Consider the following 15470-nt stretch of genomic DNA (forward strand, 5'->3'; position numbering starts at 1 on the left):
CATTCCCCTGATGATCGACCACGCGGATGGTTTTTTCTCTCGCTCGGGCTTTCATTTCACCGCTGAGCGACCGCGCGGATGGTTTTTTCTCTCGCTCGGGCTTTCATCTATCTCTTTTGCAAGTCTATGTTACATGCTGACAAACCAAATTGCCTATCGCACCGCCATCCGCCAGCCAAACCATAAAGTCCAAATAAAAGCCGGCCCTGCTGTCAACGGAATTGTAATATAACCCATTTCAAAATGAAAACAAGTTACGATGATTCCCGTGAATGCAAGCAGTCCGCTTAAGATGGCTGCTGTTGAAAACCATGCAGGGAAAAGCGTTTCGCTCCGTTTTATTGCCAGGCCGTAACAAAAGATCCCGATCCAAGTACAGGCAAATGCCAGATACCCAGACAACAGGCCGAACGAAAAAACGGCACCCCATACTTGGGTCAATCCCGCTGCATTCCCGAGAATCGGTAAAATGGTCAATTCTGAGCTAAGAATCAAAATCCACATTCCCAGAGATACGTACATCAATGCAGCGCCTAAACCGGAAGCATCGCTCTGCTTTGCAATATGATTGTTTCCAGCAGCCAGTCCAATCAGCCAGCAGCTAATGGCAACGAGCATTAAAATATGGTCACCCATCCAAAACTGTGCATGCTGAAATTCATGGAAAGCTTTTTCCAGGTCATACGGGTCAACGAGCGGCGGATGGAGAGCCGTGGAAACGAGCATAAGCATCCCGCCGGCCAGGATCAACATTCCTTCAGGATAGCGCTTTCTTACCTGGGGCATCTTCGCACCTCCTAATTTTTACAAAAATGCTGTTCTGTTCATTTTCCCCTTGATGCTCACCAGTCAAACCCATGGACTTCATACTTGATGGAAGCCATCTTGCATTTTTTCTATTCATCTATTTCCTGGTGGTTACATTCAGCTGTTGTAGCAGGTTCTTTATTGTCTTGTTTATTTCATCCAGTTCCTCTTTTCCCATACCAGAAGCCTCGAATAAGGACTGCGGAATGCACGATGCCTTCTCCTGCAGAGCTTGTCCTGCTTGCGTAATGTGGATGTTCACGATGCGTTCGTCCACTGTATCACGGCGACGCTCAATAAAACCGGCAGCCTCCATACGTTTGAGTAGAGGAGTCAGTGTGCCGGTATCGAGATCAAGTGCTTTACCTATTTCTTTGATTGTACTTTGTTGCTTCTCCCACAGTGTAACTAATACTAAATACTGAGGATAAGTGAGCTGAAGTTGATCCAGGTAAGGACGATAAAGCCGTAAGATGGCCCTTGAACAGGCATATAAAGAGAAACATAAGTGATCCTCTAAATTAAGATTTTGCGGGTTGTTCTTCATGGTTGCACCTCAAATCATCATATTTCTTATTCATATTTTAACATGTCTCCTAGCATATAAAAATAAAAATGTATTTTGTGAAATTTAATTGTTGACAATTTTTATTCAGGAGTGTACGATGGAATCACGAAATTAAATTTTGTACAATTTAATTTTTCAAAATAAAAAAATGGAGGGATTTATAATGAGTAAAGTTACAGTTGGAATTGAAAATGGTGCCCCTATTGAGCTACACTACGAGGATGTAGGATCTGGAAAGCCAGTGGTATTGATTCATGGTTGGCCGCTTAGCGGAAGGTCTTGGGAAAAACAAGTACCGGCACTAGTTGATGCTGGATACCGGGTTATTACCTATGATCGACGTGGGTTCGGACAATCATCTCAGCCGTGGAATGGTTATGAATACAATACGCTTGCGTCCGACCTGCACAAACTGCTAGTCCATCTTGATCTTCATGACGTGACTTTGGTAGGGTTCTCGATGGGAGGCGGCGAGGTTGCACGTTACATCGGTAACTACGGAACGGATCGAGTGTCCAATGCAGTGCTAGCAGGGGCGGTCCCTCCATACCTTTACAAATCCGCAGATAATCCTGATGGAGGATTCGACGACACAGCGATCAAGAGTCTGCAAAAAGGCGTTAAAGCAGATCGACTTTCATTTCTCGATACGTTTACGACTTCCTTCTTCGCCTCTGGTGAGAGAACTGATCTAGTGAGCGAAGCCTTTCGATTACATAATCGTGACATTGCAGCATTTGCGTCGCCGAAGGGCACACTTGACTGTATCGCAGCATTTAGTCAAACAGATTTTCGAGATGATCTAGATAAGTTCGACTTGCCGACACTTATTTTACATGGTGATGCGGATGCAATCGTTCCGGTTGAATTCAGCGGCCAAAAGGCACATGAGCGCATTCCTAACAGCAAACTTGTTGTGATTAAAGACGGTCCGCATGGATTTAATGTGACGCATGCGGAGGAGTTCAACACTGAACTCATTCAATTCTTGAAACGCTGAATCAATACTATTCTTTTAGTAAACAATGAAAGCACCTAAATAGGTGCTTTCATTGTTTACTTTCTTAACATTTTGGGTGAACCGTGTAACCGGCAATAACTTTTCACCTTGTTCAGTCGCGGTTACCGTTTCAGCCACTCTTTTTGTTACAAAACATTCATGATCGGCTCGCTCCCAGCCCAGGCATGAAAAAGTTTATCTTCTGTAACGGCTGGTTTCACGTGGTCTGCATTTTTTCATAGAAAATTGTGCTTAATTACATCTTTAACTAATTTTTAATATATTTGGTTTTATCAGAAATCAACTAAATCAAAGGAATGTGTATTGCATGAATGTAATTCAACTATCCGATAATAGCGTTGGCGTTATAAAGTAACTTCTAAATAAGCGAACATAGCCTAAATCAAAAAACCGGGCAGCAAATAGCCCGGCTCTTTCTAAGATTATTCTACTTTTTCTTTACCGTAATCGTCCACGCCGCTTCGTCCAATTGTTCAAAATTGGTGACCGTGTGGCCGGCTTCCGCTGCCCAGCGCGGGATACTTTCTGTTGCCTGCGTGCAGTCAAAGTGAATCACTAAATCGTCTCCGGACTGGATTTCTTCAATGGCTTTTTTTGCTTCAATTAATGGGAATGGGCAAACCTGACCCATCACTTCCAATGTTTTTTCCATTATGCATTCCTCCCTTATGCTGTCGTTACAGCCGGTTTCGTGTCAGCTGTCTGTTTCTTCATTTGAGGACGGACGAAGATAAAGTATGAAGCCGTCCATGCGCCCAGAATCATGAACAATAATGCGGTCCATCCTTGCCATGTCATCATTGCTGTCTTGACAAGGCCATTTCCGATCGAGCAGCCGCCGGCCACACTGGCGCCGAATCCCATTAGAATCCCACCGATAAAGCTGCGAATACCAGTTTGTACATCCGGCATTCTGAAGCGGAATTCACGGCTTGCTTTTGCAGCAATAAAGGAACCTAAAAAGATACCAAGAACAAGGAATACGCCCCAGTTCACAAATGTTTGGTCTCCTGTCACCAAGAACTGCAGCAGATTAGCGGTCGGCGTCGTAATGCCAAGGCCGTCCATTCTTCCGGTTGCTTCACTTAAAGGCCAGGCTAAGATGGCAATCAGGCCGATCAGCACCGCTGTAAAAAACGGGTGCCAGCGTTTTTCAAACAACAGATGGGCCAGCCCTTTTCGTTTTGCTTTCATTGCAGGAATAGCTACTTTTGGCTTTTTGAGCTCTTTTACCAAAATCCCAAGCACGATCAATGTAAAGATGGCAACAACAATCCAAACATTAATGCCAAGCGTGCCCGCAATCGAATTATTCGGCAGCTGCACGGACTGCAATGAAGTCGTAACCGGCAAGAGTACTCCGGACTTCATAATCGCACTCATCACCATATAGCCGAACAGCGCGATCCAGCTGCCCAAAAGCCCTTCGCCAGCGCGGTACCAGGTCCCGGTTGCACACCCTCCGGCCATCACAATCCCAATCCCAAATATATAAGAACCAAATATTGCAGCAATCCACGGGAATGTGCCTGCCGTGTATTGGATAGCCCCAAGCTGGATTAAGGTATAAACCCCGATACTTTGAACCGCAATGGCAATCAATAAAGCATAAAACATGCGGTTGTCTTTCGCGATATACATATCACGGAAACCGCCCGTTAAGCAGAATCTCCCTCTCTGCATGACAAAGCCGAGCAGCGCCCCGCAAATCAGTCCAGTAAGAAGCATCATAATCCCCCTTTAAAACAGAGTAATTTTATAGGGTTTATTATACCGATAGGAATTCTGTTTTTCAAGGAATGTTTTATCTTTATCTTGTAAAAAAACCATGTAAAAGCTGGAAATCATTCTTTACACCACTTGCCAGCCTTAAGCCGTTTTTTTGATTGATTGCATGAATCTCTACTCCCTAACTTTCTTACAGAGGATACTTTAAAAAGATGGGTGTCCTTTCAGTATCCTGGCGGGGACCGGAAAACAAGCTTCCTGGAATTTGGGAGCCGTGTTTCTCGCAATAATACACTCCAACTCTCCACCAATGGTTCAGCACAATTTGTTGCACAAAGCGGCTGCCGCCGTACACAAAAAGGCACATCTTTTGATCGATGCACCTTTTGCTTGTATTTTCACATCATGATTTCGAAATTAGTAGCTTAATTGAATACGATGCCGCCATCTATCATCACGGATTGCCCTGTCATATAGTCTGCTGCCGGAGAGGCCAGATACGATACAAAGTTTGCAACGTCTGCAGGCTCTTCTGTCCGCCCGAGCGCAATGCCTTCAGCGTATTTTTTGTATGCTTCCCCTTTTTTGAGCCCCATATATTTTGCCATTACTTCATCTATACGTGTCCACATGCTTGTTCCAACAATGCCAGGACAATAAGCGTTTACTGTAATTTTATCTTTGGCAAATTCTTTTGCTGCGGATTGGGTAAAAGCACGAACTGCAAATTTTGTTGCCGAATAAGCACTTAACATATCAAAGGCCTGATGCCCGGCAATACTGCAGGCATTAATAATTTTGCCGCCGGTTTCTTGTTTCTTCATTTGCGCTGCGGCAGCTTGAATGCCATACACAGTACCAAATACATTAATCCTGAAAATATTTTCCAGCTGCTCAGGCGTGATGTTTTCAATCGGGCAAACGAGTTCAATTCCAGCGTTATTAACAAATACATCCACACTGCCGAACTTTTCAACTGCTGATGCTACCAAGGCTTTTTGGTCTTCCGGACTGGAAACATCTCCAACAAAGGAAGCAACGGGAAAGCCTTTTTCCCTGAATTCCTTTTCTGTCGTTTCCAAAACCTCTTGATTCCTGTCACTCAGAACAATTACGAATCCATCACTTGCCAGCTTTTCTGCAATACCTTTGCCAATGCCTTGACCAGAACCTGTAACAACTGCAACTTTTTGATTTGCCATTGTCAACATCTCCCATTTTTGGATTCATCTTTATTATAAGAGATGCAGACCGGAAATGAAAGCAATTACATTTTAATTTTTAAGAAAACAAAAAATATCTCTGTGTTACGGTTATGGAAGATTATCATTTTGATGCGGACAGCAAATTGTCAAAGTCTGCGATAAAGAATAACTATAAAATTAATCTTCATCCGTAAATAAATTGGAATTTTATATGCTCATAAATATAAGTAAGGGAACTAAGTAGATGCCTCTGTTCCACTCCCCTTTTTTACTTATGCCTTATTTATTTTTTTAACTTCATCAATGGTTAAACCTGTTTTCTCAGCAACAACTTCCGGGGTTAGTATTTCTAATAAGGATTTAGCTATTTTTATTGCCGCTTCTTTCTCTGCCTCTTGTCTTGCTCTTTCTTCGGCTTCTCTAACTGCTTCTTGTTTTTCCTCTTCAAAGATTCGGCCTACTTTTGTCAATCTTAACCACTCCCTCACTTTTTTAGCATATCCCTGGTCAATGAATTTATCTGTTGAAGTAAGTATTCCTGCTATGACTTGAACCGAAGTGTGTTCATTCTTCATTCGCTTTGCTAATTCAACAGATTGTATTATTATTTCATTACGTTCTTTTTTATTGTACATTAATGGCAGAAAACTCAGTTTGAATAGATCCTCGCTGGTTAATTTTTTATTACTATCTATTTTACCCCTAATTTCAATCATAATTTCATCCCCGTCATACTCTGATAGTAAAACAGGTCTTGAAAGAATTCGGACATCACTTGTATAAATCACAACAATTTTGATGTTTTTCAATTTCTTTTCTTTTTTAAAATATCGCTGCAAAATTCTCTGAGCATAATGCATGTATTTTAGATGATCTTCAATAAACCTTGTGTTGCTTTCAAATTCCAGCATGAGAACTGAGCCATCCTCAAGTAAAAAAGCAATATCAGAACGCTTTTCATCTGCTGTTACTTCTGGAAAATCATTTGGTAATAACTGCTGTATTTTAGGCAAGTCTGTTAACTGTTCATGTCCATCCCTTGGCTGTCTAAACGAGAAAAGCATAAAGAGCAGAATGAAAAAAGGAATGCAAAAACCATAAAGATACGGCTATGAATGGTTCTATCCGTGGAATTTTTTTCAGGGCAGAAGAGGAAAGCCGCTTGATTAACACCAAAACCAGTATTTGCTTAGTAAGGACAATGTCATCGGCTTGCTGAATGACGGAATACAGATTGCAGCTGCGAGAAAGAATCGTTAGCCTGCCGTTTCATCTTATAAGGTATTCAACAAGTTTGCTACGCATAAAATTACAACATTTAAAGCTGCCTATAAGTTGTTTCATTTAATTTTTTATTTTTTATAAAGAACATGATCTTAACATACATAACTAAGAGTAATGAGAGCGCTCCTAAAATCACCATAAAAAATTGCAGCCCCACAAGGTCTAGACCTAATCCAATAGATAATAATGATATTTGTCCAATTCCTGTTTCATAAACTCTTTTAAAAGAAAAGAATCGACCATGAAACTCGCTTGTAATTTGCTTTTGATATAATGTTGCAGATAACGGCATAAAAAAACCACAAGAAACTCCAAAGAAGAAGAAAGCTACAAAAGGTATAAATTGTATAGTGGTAAAAAATAATAAATTTTGTGAAATAGCTATCAATACACAAGAAATAACGATTGTTCTCATAATATTTTGTTTCTTTACTAAATATTTAACTAAAAAACCAGTAATTATAATACTTAACCCTTCAACTGTATATAATAACCCTTTGATTGCAGGATTATCTTGGATATTACTTACTTCAATAACGATTAAATTAAACCCAGATATAAAAGTAAAAGGAATAAGTGATAAAATTAATGTTTGAAAAACCATTGGGCGTGACCTAATTATGGGGAATATTTCTCTGAACTTATTTTTATGAATCTTTTTACTACTTTTTACATTGCTTTTGTTCTCTTCAAAATTTAAAAAGTTTGTACTTATAAGAAGAATCAAGTAGGCAATTAAGCTATATATGTATATTTCTCTTAAAGAAATTAATAATAATAGAACCCCAGCAACAGCAGTACCTATAATTCTGGCTAAAGTCATGATGTTCATTTGAATAGCATTTGCTTCCATTAACTCTTCTTCATTATCGGTGATTAATGGAATTATAGATTGAATTCCCGGAAAGTAAAATGAAGCAGCTACACCAATTAAAACCATAGAGACCAGCATCCAAAAAATGTTATTAATTTCTACTGCCAATATCATAAACAGTTTTCCAAGAATCCTTATTATTCCCGCTAAAATAAGAACCCTTTTCTTATTTAATGAATCAATCAAATTTCCTATAATTGGTCCAGAAATAAATCCTGCTATTACCCCGATAATTAATATTAAAGATTGTAAAAAACTAGAGTTAACATTTAATTGAAGAAACTCTAAATTTCCAATTAACCCTAACCACATACCCATCTCAGCCCCAAATATCCCAATCATTAGCACCCACATGTTTCTATTTTTCCACATAAACTGAATCCACCTTACCCATATATTGTTTTTCTTTATTTAAATAGAAAAACTAATCAATCTATTTTAAAGTAATTTAATCACAGCTATTTATAACTTTTTACTCTAAACCCCTATATTTACAATAACCATAGCACATTTTTTTGAAATGTTTGTCGAACATTGTTGATATAATCTAATTAATTATTAAATTTTTAGTAATGTAAATTTACAGTACCAATCTTGACCAATTTTATTCAAAAACCCAAAATAATCCCTACCAAAATTTAATACTAAAACAAAATTCCCTGCCAATTTTTATTTTTGGCAGGGAACTATATCATTTTTAACTTATTTTCTCCATATTACATCAGGATAAATGCCGATATATAGGCGTTTTCTCTTCAAATCAAGTTGTATTTTTACTCCCACTCAATCGTAGCCGGTGGTTTGCTTGTAATGTCATATACAACGCGGTTGACGTGCGGGACTTCGTTAACGATACGGGTTGAGATTTTTTCGAGTACTTCCCACGGAATGCGCGCCCAGTCGGATGTCATGCCGTCAATGGAAGTGACGGCGCGGATGCCGATTGTGTAATCGTATGTGCGGGCATCACCCATGACGCCGACACTGCGGATGTTTGGCAGCACGGTAAAGTATTGCCAGATGTCACGCTCGAGGCCGGCATTTTTGATTTCTTCGCGCAAAATAAAGTCGGATTCGCGGACCATTTCGAGTTTTTCTTCGGTAATCTCACCGAGCACGCGGATGCCAAGGCCCGGGCCCGGGAACGGCTGGCGCCAGACGATTTCATCTGGGATGCCGAGTTCGGTGCCGACCGCGCGCACTTCATCTTTAAACAAAGTATTGAGCGGTTCGATTAACGTGAAGGCCATGTCTTCCGGAAGCCCGCCAACATTATGGTGCGACTTGATCGTCTGGGCAGTGGTTGTCCCGCTTTCGATGACATCGGTGTACAATGTTCCTTGGGCAAGATAATCAATACCTTCAAGTTTCGCTGCCTCATCATCAAATACATAGATAAATTCGTTGCCGATGATTTTGCGCTTCTTCTCGGGATCGGATACGCCTTCGAGTCTGGCCATAAACCGCTCTTTTGCGTCCACCTTGATCACATTCATATTGAAACCTTCCGAGAAAGTTTTCATGACACTTTCAGCCTCGCCTTTACGGAGCAGGCCGTGGTCTACAAAAATACAGGTCAGCTGGTCGCCAATTGCTTTATGGATCAAAACAGCAACAACGGAAGAATCAACCCCGCCGCTAAGGGCGCAAAGCACTTTTTTATCGCCAACAATCTGGCGGATTTTTTCCATTTCCATTTCAATAAAGTTTTCCATCGACCATGTGCCTGCGCAGCCGCAAATATCAAAAGCAAACCGGCGCAACATATCGTTTCCGTAGACAGAGTGCCGCACTTCGGGGTGAAACTGGACAGCGTAGAATTTTTTATCCGGATTGCTCATTGCGGAGATCGGGCACGCCACGCTGCTCGCATCGACCGTAAACCCTTCAGGAACAGCTGTAACGAGGTCGCCATGGCTCATCCATACCACCTGGTCAGCGGGAAGGTCGCCAAACAAGCGGGTCCGATTTTCAATATGGATCGCCGCTTTTCCGTATTCGCGCCGGCTTGCCGGTTCCACTTTGCCGCCGAACGCTTTTGTCATCAGCTGCATCCCGTAGCAAATGCCGAGGATCGGAACGCCTAAATTAAATATTTCTTCATCCACATGAAAGGCGTTTTCGTCATAGACGCTGTTCGGCCCGCCTGATAAAATAATGCCTTTTGGATTCATTGCTTTTATTTCTTCAGCTGTAAGGGTGTGCGGATGGAGCTCGCTGAATACCCCGAATTCGCGGATCCGGCGTGTAATCAACTGGTTATATTGGCTGCCGAAATCCAGCACAACAATTTTTTCCTGTTTTGCTGCATCGAATGCTTTTGCCATTTGTTTTCCCCCATAATTTTTTACTTCATATTATTGTCATTTGTTTATCCAAATATAAAACTGGAATTCTGTCTCCAAATAAGGTTGAAGGCAGAATTCCAGTGCCGTTTTGCTATACACCAACTGCCTTCATAGTCCGGCCATTTACGGTAGCCAGGTAGAGACTTTCGAACCTTATTTTCGAAATTATATGAAGAAAGCATCTCCATTGAATGATTGAATTTGTCCCAATTGTAACCTTGATTCGGCACCTGGTCAACCACTTGTCTTTTTGATTAAATTTTCCCATAAGTGCATCAAATGCTGCCAATCCGCGTCTTTTTCATCCTTTTTATACACCAGCGCTTCGTACCGCGCAGTGAGGGGCACCATTGCATCTAATTCAAAAAACGCATCTACTTCGCGTGCATATTCCCGTAAGGTCTGGCCTTTTGGCTTTTTAAAACCATATCGTTCCAGCTGTGCCAGCAATGCCAGAAAAGCCTCTTCAAAATGGCGGAGATCCGCTTTATTTCTGTACTTTAGCAAAAGAAAGTACGGCATCCATTTCTTCCTTCTGGCGACAACCGCCCAAACGGCTAATGCGGCCGCAACAACACCAGCAATCATAATCCATAGATTGTGGGACAGCCATTTTCCGATCTGTTTGCCTAGGGATGATTTTTCCGCCTTTTTTACTGTACTTGCCGGTTGCGTTTCCTCCTGGGCCAGCTGCTGCTTTTGCTGCTGCTGTTCGGTACGGGTTTCATTTTGTGCCGCGGCAGTTGTACTTTCTTCTGAAGTTTGCTGGCTGGTGTCATTTTGGATAGAGACCGTACTGCTGTATCCCGGTGTCGGTTCAAACGGCACCCAGCCGATTCCGTAAAAGTAAACTTCCGGCCACGAGTGCGCGTCATTGTGGGTGATTTTATACACATTATAGGCTCCTGCAGATTTTTCGTACGTACCCGGCGCATAGCCCTTCACCCATCGTGCCGGAACCCCTGCCGCCCGCAGCAGTACAACCATTGCAGATGAAAAATTGTCACAATAGCCTTTTTTCGATTCAAATAAAAATTGGTCAACATAGTCCTCGCTACCCTGTGGTGTTGCGACATCACTTTGTTCGTACTGGAATTCGCCCGACTGCAAATAAGCCTCCACAGCTTTTGCCTTGTCAAAGGCAGTCTTTTGGCCTCTTGTAATATCTTTTGCCAGCTGCCTGACACGCTTGGGCAGGGAATCCGGGAGCTGTGTATAGGTTTGCTGGTAAAATCCATTCGACATATTTCCGCTTTGATTATTGGGACTGGATTCCTTCAATTCCTTTACTGTAAAATTTTGCGGCTTGTATTGCAATGAGTAAGTGCGGACACCTTTTCTCCGCAACCGGATTTTCTCAGTCTGCTCGGAGAATTCAAGCTTGCCCAACGAGGAATCTGTGAATGATGTCAGTCCGTATGGATAAAAGAGCGTTGAGGCCGGTTCGTTGAATGTGAGTACTGCGCTGTCGTCTTTTCCCCGATACAGCCCCAGTTCCAAGTTAAAAAAATTATTTCCTTGGTTGTACTCGGTTATTTTGCTTTGTCCAGCCTGTTTCCATCCCTTGCCGGTATAATCTGTTTTTACTTCCATCCGCCAGTATTGTTCCGTTTTTACTTTCGCCCGGAAAACCGTTTCGTTGTTCCCTGTAAACGGGCCGCCGAGCCTGGAATCGTCTTCCCGCAAACCGGCTGTTTTCATCCCTGCCGTTTGCGTCGGGCCTGTTTCTGCAATCCCGGCCTGTAATTTAATAAACGGGACCGGATCCGGCCATACCGGATTGGCCTTTGGAAATGAATAACCGATGAACACGGAACCGGCAATGACGATGAAAAGCGTAAAAACCCATCTGCCTGCCGGTTTCCCGGTTTTTGCAGCGCCGCTATTTGCCAGCATTCTTTCGCAAAATAACACACCAAGCAAAAACAGGCCTGCCGCTGCCGTGCGTATGACCGGCAGTTTTCCGTCGTAGGGCGTAAAAGTGTCCAGCACCGCGACATAAACAATCGTAATCAGCACAAAGAAAAACAGCCTTTTGCGCACCTGCACCCAGCAATGAATGAGGCAGGTCAGGATCCAAAATAAAATAAACAGCAGAAAACTGCGGTAATCATTCGTAAATTGATACCAGTCCCGCGAAAACAACAACCCTGTATTGCGTAACAGACTTGTGATGATCCCTGCAGTGCCGAGCTGATACAATTTATCGAGCGCAATCAGGATATAAAGCCATTTCATGATGCTGGTAAGATACCAGGGAACTGGCAATAAATAGAGCAGCAGTGAAAGTCCGGCAAATACGGTGAACCAGGTGGTATTGGACACTTCAGAAATTTGTTTCAGCGGCCTGATCCATTCCCAAATCAGCAAAAATGCAGCTGCGTATGCGAGAACCACTAGCCGGCTTTCCGGGCCGCCGGTTTTCTTCATCTTGCTTTCAACCCCTTTAAACTGGAGTAAAAATCTTCTTCATATAAAATACGGGTGCGGATTTTTTTCTGTTCCAATAAGCGGCAGTACCGGGTTTCCGTGTCTGAAACGGGTTCGTTCTCCCCTTTTATCACAAAGACAATCGCTGGATGGATGTACCCGGCCCGCTTCAAATCATCCGCAAGTGTTTCCAGCGCTTGCGGCGTGGTAATCACGACCGGCACCGCTCCTTTTGGCATTAGAATCGATCTGTTGCGGACTGGTTCCGGCTCTGTTTCCAGGACTGATTCCGGCTCCACAACGGCAAGATAGCGGAACAATACATTCCGATGCGTTTCCCCGCTTTGAACGGGAAAAAAAGCAGCAGCTTGTCCAAGCGTGCCAAGCCCGATTCTTCCCCCGCTGCGGATGGCCGCGTGGATGAGGGAAGCTGTAAATTGGACCAGCAGCTCAAAGTTTGGCGAATTTTTCCGGTCCATGAGGAGAAATAAGTCATTCGACTGCCGTATTTCAAATTCTTTTGACTGGATTTCATTCATTCTTGCGGTTGCTTTCCAGTCAATCCATGTAAACGGATCGCCTGGCTGATAATTGCGGATGCCTGCGACTGTGGTATGATCGCTTTGAATCTTTAGCCTTGAGGCAGCCGCCCCTTGTTCATAGCCGCTTTCAACCGTTTGGTGGAGCACTTTCTGCCAGGCCGGGTATACAAGAATCTCCGTTTTTACCGCAAGCGTCACTTCTTTTTCAACCAGCCCGAGCAGATCGCCTGTTTTTATCGTCATCCTTTCAAAAACATGCTCCCCTCTTGGCACATCGGGAATTTGGTAAGAGAAAATCAGATTATTTTTAAATGCAGGGAAAAAGAGATGGGCATTTCCTGTTTCCAACCATGGTGCTTCGTCCTTGATAAGCAGGACAAACAGCGGGAATGGCCATTTGCGCTGAATTCGTATCGTCACGGTTACCGCCTCTCCTGCCTGGCAGGTGCTGCGATCCGTCTCCCTTGTTACTGCCCATGTTCCGGGCCGGCAAAAAACAGCAAGCAGGATTGCATAGAGCGCGAGCGGGAGAAAGGTGATGAATAGGAACCAGCTGGCAAATCCGCCCTGGAACATCGCATACGAAAAAACAGCAAGCAGACAGAGCAGAACCACAACCCATCCGAAGTGCGCGCTTAAACGATGTTTCATTTATTTCGCTGCCCTTTGAACCGGCACTTCAATTACGGAAAGCAGCTCTTTCACCAGTTCATGCGGGGTTTGCCGGCTGTACTTCGCTTCATTACTTAAAATCAGGCGGTGGGCAAAAACATATGGGGCTAAATATTGAATATCATCCGGAATCACATAGTCACGCCCGCGCAGAAAAGCATAGCTTTGCGAGGCTCTCATTAAGGCAAGTGAAGCGCGGGGGCTGACGCCGAGATAAATGCTCGGGTGGGAGCGGGATAAATCTGCGAGTTTCACAATATAGGCTTTCAAGCTTTGGTCAACGTAAACCTGCTTTGCTTCCTGCTGCAAATCTGTACATTCCGCTTTCGTAATCACCGGCTGCAGCGCTTCAATCGGCGTGCTGTTTTCCATGCGGTTCAGCATTTCAATTTCGCCTTCAATCGTTGGGTATCCCATATGCAGTTTGAACAAAAAACGGTCCAGTTGTGCCTCGGGGAGCGGGTAAGTCCCTTCATATTCAATCGGATTCTGCGTCGCCATGACGAAAAAAGGCCGGGCAAGCTTACGCGTCACACCATCAACCGTTACGCTTCTTTCCTCCATCCCTTCCAGCAGGGCGGACTGGGTTTTTGGGGAAGTACGGTTAATTTCGTCCGCTAAAACGATATTTCCCATAATCGGTCCGGGCCGGTACTGGAATTCCATCGCCTGCGGATTGTAAATGGAAACACCGGTCACATCTGACGGGAGTAAGTCCGGCGTGAATTGGATTCTTTTAAACTCCGCACCTACTGATTTTGCGAGCGCCCTCACCATCATCGTTTTTCCAACCCCGGGTACGTCCTCCAGCAGTACATGCCCCTCGGACAGCAATGCCACGAGGCTTAGCTCAGCGATTTCTGTTTTTCCAATCATGACTTTTCCGATATTATCCAAAATCCGCTGTATTGTCGGCTGCATCATACTCCCCCTCTCATTCTAAAAAGCTTATATAGTTACCATACTATAGTTCGCAAAAAATAAAAAGTGGAAAGATTACAAATACAACATCAGGATGGCGGGCAGCGGTTGTCAGTAAAAAACCGGGCATCTTTGCATCGATGTCCGGTTTAGGCAGCCATTATTTCCAAAAATCATCAAAGATTGTAATCGGCATATGGCGTTTGTGCTGGCCTTTTAAGTACCAGGATTCAATCTTTGCTTTCGCTTCAGGCGATACTTCTTTCCCTTCCAGATAGTTATCAATATCATTATACGTCACACCGAGCGCCACTTCATCGGCAAGCTGCGGCCGGTCGTCTTCCAGGTCGGCTGTCGGGGTTTTCTGATAAAGATGTTCCGGGCAGCCGAGTTCTTTTAACAGCATTTTTCCCTGGCGTTTGTTCAGTCTGAAAATCGGGACAAGATCTGAACCGCCATCGCCGTATTTGGTGTAAAATCCGGTCACATTTTCAGCAGAATGGTCTGTGCCCAGCACTACACAGTTTTCCATGGCCGCAATGCTGTATTGTACTTTCATTCTTTCCCTGGCCTTTTCATTCCCTTTCGCAAAATCAGAGAGCTCAATGCCTGCTTCCCTCAAAGCAGCTTCACTGGCATCAACAGCCGCTTTTATATTCACAGTCAAATCTTTATCCGGCTGAATGAACCGGACAGCGTCTTCAACATCTGCCGCGTCTTTTTGTTTGCCATACGGAAGCCTGACTGCGATAAATTGGTAGTCCTGATTACCTGTTTCTTCTTTCATTTCGTTAATCGCAAGCTGGGCCAGTTTTCCGGTCAAAGTCGAGTCCTGCCCGCCGGATAAACCGAGCACAAATCCTTTAAAAAACGAGTATTTTTTTAAGTAGCTTTTTAGAAAATCCACACTCTTACGGATTTCTTCTTTTGGATCAATTTCCGGCTGAACTTTCATCTCTTCTACAATTCTTTTTTGCATCGCATCCATTTTGCTTCCTCCTTGTTCAACACTTATTGTCTTTATGCCACCATCCAGGTGATTGAAAACTCTTTTGTTGAGTTTTGCCTGT

Annotated in this window: 13 protein-coding genes and 1 riboswitch; of the genes, 1 reads left to right on the plus strand and 12 read right to left on the minus strand. The window is 43.4% G+C overall.

Translation table 11 applies throughout. The annotated features are described in order from the left end of the window. Positions 1 to 153 precede the first annotated feature (153 nt). Together C232_RS20250 and C232_RS0110120 are read right to left on the minus strand one after the other, a co-directional pair. Complete coding sequence (locus C232_RS20250) at positions 154 to 786, minus strand: hypothetical protein (protein ID WP_018663904.1); 633 nt, start codon at positions 784 to 786, stop codon at positions 154 to 156. Positions 787 to 904: 118 nt separating this feature from the next. Further along, positions 905 to 1354, minus strand: a complete 450-nt coding sequence (locus C232_RS0110120) for a MarR family winged helix-turn-helix transcriptional regulator (RefSeq protein ID WP_018663905.1) — start codon at positions 1352 to 1354, stop codon at positions 905 to 907. Between the two features lie 184 nt (positions 1355 to 1538). Between C232_RS0110120 and C232_RS0110125 the strand changes: the two genes are divergently transcribed. Then, complete coding sequence (locus C232_RS0110125; RefSeq protein WP_018663906.1) at positions 1539 to 2375, plus strand: alpha/beta fold hydrolase; 837 nt, start codon at positions 1539 to 1541, stop codon at positions 2373 to 2375. Positions 2376 to 2823: 448 nt separating this feature from the next. Here C232_RS0110125 and C232_RS0110130 read toward each other — a convergent pair whose 3' ends face one another. The 10 genes from C232_RS0110130 to nadE all read right to left on the minus strand — a co-directional run bounded on the left by C232_RS0110130 (position 2824) and on the right by nadE (position 15388). After that, positions 2824 to 3048 (minus strand): sulfurtransferase TusA family protein, encoded by a 225-nt coding sequence (locus C232_RS0110130; protein WP_018663907.1) that lies wholly within the window; start codon positions 3046 to 3048, stop codon positions 2824 to 2826. A 14-nt stretch (positions 3049 to 3062) separates the two neighbouring features. After that, positions 3063 to 4124, minus strand: a complete 1062-nt coding sequence (locus C232_RS0110135; protein WP_018663908.1) for a YeeE/YedE family protein — start codon at positions 4122 to 4124, stop codon at positions 3063 to 3065. A 425-nt stretch (positions 4125 to 4549) separates the two neighbouring features. Beyond that, positions 4550 to 5326 (minus strand): acetoin reductase, encoded by a 777-nt coding sequence (locus C232_RS0110140; protein ID WP_018663909.1) that lies wholly within the window; start codon positions 5324 to 5326, stop codon positions 4550 to 4552. 275 nt (positions 5327 to 5601) lie between these two features. Further along, positions 5602 to 6342: an RpnC/YadD family protein gene (locus tag C232_RS18535; protein WP_018663910.1), complete on the minus strand. Its 741-nt coding sequence runs from the start codon at positions 6340 to 6342 to the stop codon at positions 5602 to 5604. A gap of 305 nt (positions 6343 to 6647) precedes the next feature. Beyond that, a complete protein-coding gene (locus C232_RS0110150) occupies positions 6648 to 7859 on the minus strand; it encodes an MFS transporter (protein WP_018663911.1) in 1212 nt (403 codons plus the stop codon). A gap of 401 nt (positions 7860 to 8260) precedes the next feature. Beyond that, positions 8261 to 9814, minus strand: coding sequence for a glutamine-hydrolyzing GMP synthase (guaA, locus tag C232_RS0110155; protein WP_018663912.1), 1554 nt, complete (start codon positions 9812 to 9814; stop codon positions 8261 to 8263). 112 nt (positions 9815 to 9926) lie between these two features. Next, positions 9927 to 10028: riboswitch (purine riboswitch) on the minus strand. 41 nt (positions 10029 to 10069) lie between these two features. Continuing rightward, positions 10070 to 12265 carry a transglutaminase TgpA family protein gene (locus tag C232_RS0110160; protein ID WP_018663913.1) on the minus strand — a complete coding sequence of 732 codons (2196 nt, stop codon included), beginning with the start codon at positions 12263 to 12265 and terminating at the stop codon, positions 10070 to 10072. Beyond that, entirely contained in the window at positions 12262 to 13458 is a 1197-nt protein-coding gene (locus tag C232_RS0110165) for a DUF58 domain-containing protein (RefSeq protein ID WP_018663914.1), read from the minus strand. Before C232_RS0110165 ends, C232_RS0110160 begins: the two co-directional genes overlap by 4 nt. Further along, a complete protein-coding gene (locus tag C232_RS0110170; RefSeq protein ID WP_018663915.1) occupies positions 13459 to 14400 on the minus strand; it encodes an AAA family ATPase in 942 nt (313 codons plus the stop codon). Positions 14401 to 14560: 160 nt separating this feature from the next. Continuing rightward, the gene (gene nadE, locus C232_RS0110175) at positions 14561 to 15388 is read right to left on the minus strand and encodes an ammonia-dependent NAD(+) synthetase (RefSeq protein WP_018663916.1); all 828 of its coding nucleotides are present in this window, start codon (positions 15386 to 15388) and stop codon (positions 14561 to 14563) included. Positions 15389 to 15470: the final 82 nt, after the last annotated feature.

It is taken from the genome of Heyndrickxia acidiproducens DSM 23148 (assembly GCF_000374345.1).
GTDB lineage: Bacteria > Bacillota > Bacilli > Bacillales > Bacillaceae_C > Weizmannia > Weizmannia acidiproducens.